The sequence below is a fragment of the Actinosynnema sp. NPDC004786 genome, from assembly GCF_053601135.1.
On sequence record NZ_JBSGBG010000093.1, the window covers coordinates 1 to 10400 of the forward strand.

The window sequence follows — 10400 nt, forward strand, 5'->3', positions numbered from 1 at the left end:
CTGTTGGAGACGGCGTGGGAGGCGTTCGAGCACGGCGGGATCGACCCGACGTCGTTGCACGGCAGTCGGACCGGCGTGTTCACCGGCATCTGGTCCACCGGGTACGCCGTCGGGTCGGTGCCCGACGACCTGGAGGGCTACCAGGTCACCGGCACCGCGACCAGCATCGGCTCGGGTCGGCTCGCGTACCTGCTCGGCCTCGTCGGGCCGGCGTTGTCGTTGGACACCGGGTGTTCGTCGTCCCTGGTGGCGCTGCACCTCGCGGCGCAGGCGCTGCGGTCGGGCGAGTGCGACCTGGCGCTGGCCGGCGGCGTCACGGTCAACGCCACGCCGTCGTTGTTCACCGAGATGTCGCGGCAGGGCGCGAGCGCGCCGGACGGCCGCAGCAAGTCGTTCGCGGCCGGGGCCGACGGCGCGGGCTGGGCCGAGGGCGCGGGTCTGCTGCTGCTGGAGCGCCTGTCCGACGCGCGCCGCAACGGCCACCACGTGCTGGCCGTCGTACGCGGAACCGCCGTGAACCAGGACGGCGCGTCGAACGGGTTGACCGCGCCTAATGGTCCGTCGCAGGAGCGGGTGATCCGTCAGGCGTTGGCGAACGCCGGTCTGACACCGTCCGATGTGGACGCGGTGGAGGCCCACGGCACGGGTACGACGTTGGGTGATCCGATCGAGGCGCAGGCGTTGTTGGCGACGTACGGGCAGGACCGTTCGGAGCCGTTGTGGTTGGGGTCGGTGAAGTCGAACATCGGCCACACCCAGGCCGCCGCCGGCGCGGCCGGTGTGATCAAGACGGTGATGGCGTTGCGGCACGGCGTGCTGCCGAAGACGCTGCACGTGGACGAGCCCACCCCGCACGTGGACTGGGCCGCCGGGAACGTCCGGCTGCTGACCGACGCCGTGCCGTGGCCGGAAGGCGACCGGCCCCGGCGGGCGGCGGTGTCGGCGTTCGGCATCAGCGGGACGAACGCGCACGCCGTCATCGAGCAGGCCCCCGACGCCAACCCGTCGGTGGACGGACCCGAGCCGCTGTGGCTGCTGTCGGCCAAGACCCCGGAGGCGTTGCGTGACCAGGCACGACGGCTGCGGGACTTCCTCGCCGCGCACCCCGGCGAGGCGGCCGGGATCGGCCGGGCGTTGGCCGGCCGCGCGCGCTTCGACCACCGCGCGGTGGTGCTCGAACCCGAGGCGTTGGGTGCGCTGGCGGAGGGGCGCGAGCACCCCGACCTGGTGACGGGATCGGCTTCCGCACTCGGCAAGTCGGTGTTCGTGTTCCCGGGGCAGGGTGCGCAGTGGGTGGGTATGGGCCGCGAGCTGTATGCCCACGAGCCGGTGTTCCGTGAGGCGATCGACGCTTGTGAGCGTGCTCTTGCGCCGCACGTGGACTGGTCGTTGGTCGAGGTCCTGAGTGGTGGGTCGCTGGAGCGCGTGGATGTGGTGCAGCCGGCGTTGTTCGCCATGATGATCGGTTTGGCGGCGTTGTGGCGGTCTTGCGGTGTCGAGCCGGACGCCGTGGTGGGTCATTCCCAGGGTGAGATCGCGGCGGCGCATGTGGCCGGGGCGTTGTCGTTGGAGGACGCCGCGAAGGTGGTGGCCCTGCGGAGCAAGGCCCTGGTTGCGATCTCCGATGCGGGCGGCATGGTCTCGGTGAACCTCCCGCCGGACGCGGAGTTGTTGTCCCGGTGGGGTGATCGGCTGACGGTGGCGGTCGTCAACTCGCCGTCCACGGTCGTGGTCTCCGGCGAGCCCGGGGCACTGGACGAGTTGGCGGAGTTGTGCGAGCGGGAGGGGATCAACGCCCGCCGCATCCCGGTGGATTACGCGGCGCACTCGGCGCAGGTGGAGGCGATCCGGGACCGGCTGCTGGCCGACCTCGCCGACATCACGCCGTCGCCGGCCCGGGTGCCGTTCCACTCGACCGTGACCGGCCACCTGGTCGAGACCGTCGATGCCGCCTACTGGTACCGCAACCTGCGTGAACCCGTCCGGTTCGACCGCGCGGTGGCGGCGTTGACGGCATCCGGGCACGACGTGTTCGTGGAGGTCAGCCCGCACCCGGTGCTGGTGCCCGCGCTCGACGTCACGCTCGCGACCGGCACGCTGCGCCGCGACCAGGGCGACTTCCGGCGCGCCCCGGCCACCCTCGCCGTGCACGGGTTCCCGCTGCCCGCGCGGTCGTCGGGCCGGCTCGCCCTGCCCACCTACCCGTTCCAGCGGACCCGCTACTGGCTCAGGCCGACCGCGGCCGAGCCGGCGTCGGGCCATCCGCTGCTGGACGGGTCCGTGGAGCTGCCGGACGGCCAGGGCGCGCTGGTGACCGGACGCCTGTCGACCCGCACGCACCCGTGGTTGGCCGACCACGCCGTGAACGGCACCGTGCTGCTGCCCGGCACGGCGTTCCTGGAGCTGGCGGCCGAGGCGGGACGTGCGACGGGGTGCCCGGTCGTCGCCGACCTGGTGCTGCACGTGCCGCTGACCCTCACCGAACGCCCGGCGCACGTCCAGGTGTCCGTGGGCGCGCCGGACGACGCCGGCCGCCGACCCGTCACCGTGCACTCCAAGGTCGAGGGCGACTGGGTCCGCCACGCGTCCGGCACGCTGGACCGCGACCACGCCGCCACCACCCCCGCGTGGCGGCCCGAAGGCGAACCGGTCGACCCGGACGGCTTCTACGACTACCTCGCCGACCTCGGCTACGGGTACGGCCCGGCGTTCCGCGGGGTCGGGGCGTTGTGGCGCGGCGAGGACGAGGCGTTCGCCGAGGTGCGGGTGCCGGACGGCGCGAGGTTCGGCCTGCACCCGGCACTGCTGGACGCCGCGCTCCAGCCGGTGGTCCTGCTGCACCCGGACGACCGGGTCCGCCTCCCGTTCTCCTTCGCGGGCGTCGCCGTGCACGCCACGGGCGTCTCGACGGCCCGCGTCCACCTGACCCGCAAGGGAGAGGACGCCTACGCGGTCACGGTGACCGACGAGTCCGGCGCGCCGGTGGCGACGATCGACACGCTCACCGTCCGGCCCGCTGGCGAACCCGCGACCACCCTCCTGCGCACCGGGTGGACGCCGCTGGCGGAGGCCGCCCCGGTGCCGGTCCGCGTCGCGCCCCTGCTCACCGGGACACCGGACGCCGGGTCCGTGCACGCCCTCACACTGCGGGCGCTGGCGCTGGTGCAGGAGTTCCTCGCCTCGGACGACGGGGCGCGGCTGGCCGTGCCGACCCGGACGGGCGACGCGGCGGGAGCAGCGGTGCGCGGCCTGGTCCGCAGCGCCGCCGCCGAGCACCCCGGCCGGCTCGTGTCCGTGGAGCTGGACGGGGACGCCACCGTCGACCAGGCGGCGGGCGCGGCCGCCGTGGCGGGCGACGAGGCTGAGGTGGCGATCCGCGGCGGCGCGGTGCTCGTGCCCCGGCAGGTGCCCTTCGCCGGGCGGCCGTCGTCGCTCGACGGTTCGTGGCGGTTGGTCGAGTCGGGCACGGGCAGCCTGGACGACCTGGCGTTCGCCGACGTGCCGGAGTCGCCGCTGGAGCCGGGGCAGGTGCGGCTCGCGGTGCGTGCGGCGGGCGTGAACTTCCGCGACGTGCTCGTCGCGGTGGGCATGTACCCGGAGCGGGCGTCGCTGGGCGGCGAGGCGGCCGGCACGGTGCTGGAGGTCGGGCCGGGTGTCACCCGGTGGCGGGTGGGCGACCGGGTCGTCGGGCTCGCGTCGGGCACGTTCGGGCCGCGCGCGGTCGCCGACCACCGGCTGCTCGCGCCGATCCCGGACGGCTGGTCGTTCCCGCGGGCCGCGGCCGTGCCCGTGGCGTTCCTGACCGCCTGGCACGGCCTGGTGGACCTGGGTCGCGTCCGGCGGGACGACCGCGTGCTGATCCACTCCGGCGCGGGCGGGGTCGGCATGGCCGCGATCCAGCTGGCCCGCCACCTGGGCGCGGAGGTGTTCGCCACGGCGAGCCCCGGCAAGTGGGACGCGGTGCGGGCGCTCGGGGTGGCCGACGACCACATCGCGTCGTCGCGCACGCTGGAGTTCGAGCAGCGGTTCCCGGCGGTGGACGTGGTGCTCAACTCCCTCGCGGGCGAGTTCACCGACGCGTCGTTGCGCCTGCTCGCGCCCGGCGGCCGGTTCGTGGAGATGGGCAAGACGGACGTCCGCGCGCCCGAGGGCGTCGACTACCGGGCGTTCGACCTCAACGACGCCGACCCGGTGCACCTCGGCGACGTGCTGGCCGACGTGCTGGACCTGCTCGACGCCGGCGTGTTCCGGTTGCCGCCGATCGCCACCCACGACGTCCGGCGCGCGGTGGACGTGTTCCGGCTCATGAGCCAGGCGCGGCACGTCGGCAAGCTGGTGCTCACCGTGCCGCACCTCGGCGACGGCACGGTGTTGATCACCGGCGGGACGGGCACGCTGGGCCGTGCGCTGGCGCGCCACCTGGTCGTCCGGCACGGGGTGCGGCGGTTGGTGTTGGTGGGTCGCAGCGGTGGTGTGCCGCCGGAGTTGGACGCGGACGTGCGTGTGGTCGCGTGTGACGTGTCGGATCGTGGTCGGGTCGCGGAGTTGGTGGCGTCGATCCCGGATCTGACGGCGGTGGTGCACGCGGCCGGCGTGCTGGACGACGCGGTGGTCCAAGGGCTCACCGCCGAGCAGGTGGACCGCGTGCTGCGGCCCAAGGTGGACGGCGCGTGGCACCTGCACGAGCTGACGGGCGACCTCGACGCGTTCGTGCTGTTCTCGGCCGCCGCCGGCGTGCTCGGCAACGCCGGGCAGGCCAACTACGCGGCGGCCAACTCCTACCTCGACGCCCTCGCCGCGCACCGGCACGCGCTCGGCCTGCCCGCCGTGTCGATGGCGTGGGGCCACTGGGCCGAGGCGAGCGGGATGACCGCGCACCTCACCGCGACCGACAAGGAGCGCTTCGCCCGCGCGGGCATCGCGCCGATGACGACCGACCAGGCGTTGGGCCTGTTCGACGCGGCCCTGGCCGCCGGCCACCCGGCGGTGACGACCGCGCGCCTGACCACCCGGCCGGCCCGCGCGCTCCCGCCGCCCGCCGCGCCCGGGACCGACCTGCTGGCGCTCGTCGTCACCCACACCGCGGCCGTGCTCGGGCACCCCGACGCCACCGCGGTGAAACCCCGGCTGGCCTTCCGCGACCTCGGGTTCGACTCGCTCACCGCCGTGGAGCTGCGCAACCGCCTCGGCACCGCCACCGGCCTGCGCCTGCCCGCCACCCTCGTGTTCGACCACCCGACCCCCGCCGAACTGGCCGAGCACCTGGACCGGGAGCTGACGGGCACGCGTCCGGAGACGGTCGTGCCGGTGACGAAGGTCGTGGACGACGACCCGGTCGTGATCGTGGGCATGGGGTGTCGGTTGCCGGGTGGGGTTTCCTCGCCCGACGACCTCTGGCGGGTGGTGGTGGACGGCGTGGACGCCATCGGCGACTTCCCGGCCGACCGGGGTTGGGACCTGGAGCGCCTGTACCACCCGGACCCGGATCACCCCGGCACGAGTTACACCCGCTCGGGCGGGTTCCTCGCGGACCCGGCCGGGTTCGACGCGGACTTCTTCGGCATCTCGCCGCGCGAGGCGTTGGCCATGGACCCGCAGCAGCGGGTGCTGTTGGAGACGGCGTGGGAGACCATCGAGCACGCGGGCATCGACCCGACGTCGTTGCGCGGCAGCCGGACCGGCGTCTTCACCGGCCTGTGGTCCTCGGGGTACGGGGGTGTGGTCGAGCAGGCGCCGCGTGACGCGGAGGGCTACCTGGCGACCGGCATCTCGCCCAGCGTCACGTCCGGGCGCGTCGCCTACCTGCTCGGGCTGCGCGGCCAGGCCGTGTCGGTGGACTCCGCCTGCTCGTCGTCGCTGGTGGCGATGCACCTCGCGGCGCAGGCCCTGCGGGCGGGCGAGTGCGACCTGGCGCTGGCGGGCGGCGTCACGGTGATCGTGAACCCGTTGGGCTTCACCGAGTTCTCCCGGCAGCGCGGTCTCGCGCCGGACGGCCGGTGCAAGCCGTTCTCGGCGTCCGCGGACGGCACGAGCTGGGGCGAGGGCGCGGGTCTGGTGCTGCTGGAGCGCCTGTCGGACGCGCGCCGCAACGGCCACCGGGTGTTGGCGGTGCTGGCCGGCTCGGCGGTGAACCAGGACGGTGCGTCGAACGGGTTGACCGCGCCTAATGGTCCGTCGCAGGAGCGGGTGATTCGTCAGGCGTTGGCGAACGCCGGTCTGACGCCGTCCGATGTGGACGTGGTGGAGGCGCACGGCACGGGTACGACGTTGGGTGATCCGATCGAGGCGCAGGCGTTGTTGGCGACGTACGGCCAGGATCGTTCGGAGCCGTTGTGGTTGGGGTCGGTGAAGTCGAACATCGGTCACACGCAGGCGGCGGCGGGTGTCGCCGGTGTGATCAAGACGGTGATGGCCCTGCGCCACGGCCACCTGCCCAGGACGCTGCACGTGGACGAGCCGACACCGCACGTGGACTGGGCCGCGGGGGACGTCCGGCTGCTGACCGAGGCGGTGCCGTGGCCGGAGACCGGCCGCCCGCGTCGCGCCGGGGTGTCGTCGTTCGGGGTCAGCGGCACGAACGCCCACGTGATCATCGAGCAGGCGCCGCCGGCCGACCCCGAGCCGGTCGGACCCGCCGAGGCGGTGCCGTGGGTGATCACGGGCAAGACCCGGGGCGCGGTGCGCGACCAGGCCCGACGCCTGGCGCGGGCCGCCGACCCGGACCGTGCCGCGGTGGCCCGGGTGCTGGCCGGTCGGGCGCGTTTCGACCACCGCGCGGTGGTGCTGGAGCCCGGGGCGTTGAGTGCGCTGGCCGAGGGCCGCGAGCACCCCGGCCTGGTGACGGGCACGGCATCGGCGTCGGGGAAGTCGGTGTTCGTGTTCCCGGGTCAGGGGCCGCAGTGGGTCGGGATGGGCCGGGAGCTGTACGCGCGGGAGCCGGTGTTCCGGGATGCCGTTGACGCGTGTGAGCGTGCTCTTGCGCCGCACGTGGACTGGTCGTTGGTGGAAGTCCTGAGTGGCGGGTCATTGGACCGGGTGGACGTGGTCCAGCCCGCGCTGTTCGCGATGATGGTGTCGTTGGCCGCGTTGTGGCGGTCCTACGGTGTCGAGCCGGACGCCGTGGTGGGTCATTCCCAGGGTGAGATCGCGGCGGCGCATGTGGCCGGCGCGCTCTCGCTGGAGGACGCCGCCAAGGTGGTGGCGTTGCGCAGCCGGGCCCTGGTCGCGATCTCCGGTGCGGGCGGGATGGTGTCGGTGTCGTTGCCGCCGGACGCCGAGTTGCTGTCCCGGTGGGGTGACCGGCTCTCGGTCGCCGTCGTCAACGCGGCCGATTCCGTGGTCGTGTCCGGCGAACCGGCCGCGATCGCCGAGCTGGTGGCCGCCTGTGACGCCGACGGCGTCCGCGCCCGCGTCCTGCCGGTGGACTACGCGGCGCACTCGGCGCAGGTGGAGGCGGTGCGGGAGCGGTTGTTGGCCGATCTCGCCGACATCACGCCGTCGCTGGCCCGGGTGCCGTTCCACTCGACGGTGACCGATGGGCTGGTCGAGGCGGCGGACGCGGCCTACTGGTACCGCAACCTGCGGGAACCCGTCCGGTTCGACCGCGCGGTGGCGGCGTTGACGGCGACCGGGCACGACGTGTTCGTGGAGGTCAGCCCCCATCCCGTGCTCGTGCCGGCGCTGGACGGCGTGGCCGTCGGCACCCTGCGCCGCGAGCAGGGTGACTTCACCGCCGCCGCCGCGCGCCTCTTCGTCGCCGGGGTGGACGTCGACTGGCCCGTGCCGGCCGCCCCGCACGTGGACGTGCCGACCTACCCGTTCCAGCACGAGCGTTACTGGCTGACCCCGGTCCGGGGGTCCGCGGACGTGACCTCGGCCGGTCTCGACCCGACCGACCACCCGCTGCTCGGCGCGGCGGTGGAACTCGCCGGGGGGCAGGTGGTGCTCACCGGGCGGCTCGGCACGGCCACCCACCCGTGGCTGGCCGACCACGCCGTCCACGGGTCCGTGCTGCTGCCGGGCACCGGCTTCCTGGAGCTGGCCCGGCGCGCGGGCGACCAGGTCGGCCGGCCCGTGGTGGACGAACTGCTGCTGGAAGCGCCGATGGTGCTGTCCGGGCAGGACTCCGTGCTCGTCCAGGTCGTGGTCGACGCGGCGAACGCGGTCACGATCCACTCCCGGGTCGACGGCGACTGGGTGCGGCACGCCACCGGCTCGCTCGGGGCGGCGCTCCCGGACGTCCCCGACCCGACCTGGCCCGCGGACGTGGAACCGGTGGACCTCACGGGCTTCTACGACGACCTCGCCGCCCACGGCTACGAGTACGGTCCGGCGTTCGAGGGCGTGCGGGCGGTGTGGCGGCACGGCGCGGACCTCTACGCCGAGGTCGCCCTGGACCCCAGGGACGGGTTCGACCTGCACCCCGCGCTGCTGGACGCCGCGTTGCAGCCGCTCACGCTGGTCGCGGCGGGCCGGTTGCCGTTCTCGTTCGCCGGGGTCGCCGTGCTGCGGACCGGGGTGTCGGCCGCACGGGTCCGGCTGACCCCGACCGGTCCCGACACCTACCGGGTGCTGCTCGCCGCGCCCACCGGCGAGCCCGTGGCCGTGGTGGACGCGCTGACCGTCCGGCCGATGACCGCCGACTTCCGCGACCGCGACCACCGCGTGTTCCGGCTCGACTGGGTGCCCGTCACGCCGTCGTCGTCCGACGCGGCCGTGCACCGCGTGGCCGGCCCGCCGGGAGCCGACCCGGTGACGGCCGCGCACGCCGTGGCGGCCGAGACGCTGGCGGTCGTCCAGGAGTTCCTGCGCACGTCCGACGACGGCCGGCTCGCGATCGTCACGCGTGGCGCGGCCGGGCCGGACGCGGTGACCGACCTGGCCGCGGCGACCGCGTGGGGCCTGGTGCGGGCGGCGGAGGCCGAGCACCCGGGCCGGTTCGCGCTGGTCGACGTGGACCACGACGGCGAGGTGCGGGTGCCCGCCGACGAGTTCCAGGTGGCGGTCCGCGGTGACGCGGTGCTCGCGCCCCGGCTCGACCGCGGGCCCGGTGGACGCCGATCGCTCGACCTCGACGGCACCGTGCTGATCACCGGCGGCACCGGCACGCTGGGCGTGCTCGTGGCCCGGCACCTGGTGGCCCGGCACGGCGTGCGGCGGCTGGTGCTGCTCGGCCGGCGCGGCGGCGAGGTGGAGGTCGAGGGCGCGGACGTGTCGGTCGTCGCGTGCGACGTGACCGACCGCGACGCGCTCGCCGCCGTGCTCGCGACCATCCCGGACCTGTGCGCCGTGGTGCACGCGGCCGGCGTGCTGGACGACGGCGTGGTGACGTCGCTGACCCCGGGACGCCTGCGCGACGTGCTGCGGCCGAAGGTGGACGCCGCCTGGCACCTGCACGAGCTGACCCGCGACCTGAAGGCGTTCGTGCTGTTCTCGTCGGCGGCCGGCGTGCTCGGCGGCGCGGGCCAGGCCAACTACGCCGCCGCCAACGCCTTCCTCGACGCCCTGGCCGCCCACCGGCACGCGCTGGGCCTGCCCGCCGTGTCGCTGGCGTGGGGCCAGTGGGCGCAGGCCAGCGGCCTGACCGGTCACCTCACCGACGCCGACCGGCGGCGGCTGGCGCGGTCCGGGGTCGTGCCGATGACGACCGAGCACGCGTTGGCGTTGCTCGACGCGGCCCTGACCGACGGCGCGCCCGTCCTGGTGCCCGCCCGGCTCGACCTGACCGCGCCGTCGCTGCGCGGGTTGACCCGGCGAACCCGCCGGACCTCCGACACCGACCTGGCGCACCGGCTCGCGTCGCTGCCCGAGGCCGAGCAGCACGCCGTGGTGCTCGACCTGGTCGGCACGCACACCGCCGTGGTGCTCGGCCGCTCGGACGGCGTGGCCGCGCGGCGGGCGTTCAAGGACCTCGGGTTCGACTCGTTGACGGCGGTGGAACTGCGCAACCGGCTCGCGTCCGCGCTGGGCGTGAAGCTGCCCGCCACGCTGACGTTCGACCACCCGACCCCCGCCGCGCTCGCGGACCACCTGCGCGGGCTCCTGCTCGGCCGGGAACGCCCGGTGGTCGCACCGGTCGCCGCGGCGGTCACCGACGACCCGGTCGTGGTGGTCGGCATGGGGTGCCGGTTCCCCGGTGGGGTGGGTTCGGCGGCGGACCTGTGGCGGTTGGTCGCGGAGGGTGTGGACGCGATCGGCGACTTCCCGACCGACCGGGGCTGGGACCTGGATCGGCTGTACGACCCGACGGGCGCGCCCGGCACCAGCTACACGCGATCGGGCGGTTTCCTGCGGGACGCGGCGGAGTTCGACGCGGGGTTCTTCGGGATCTCGCCGCGTGAGGCGTTGGCGATGGACCCGCAGCAGCGGGTGCTGTTGGAGACGGCGTGGGAGGCGTTCGA

1 protein-coding gene is annotated in these 10400 nt (G+C 74.9%); it reads left to right on the plus strand.

Annotated features, from left to right (window positions below):
- Positions 1–10400 (plus strand): SDR family NAD(P)-dependent oxidoreductase (locus ACWEFJ_RS38775; protein WP_449716857.1); only part of this gene is annotated, 10400 nt, incomplete at both ends.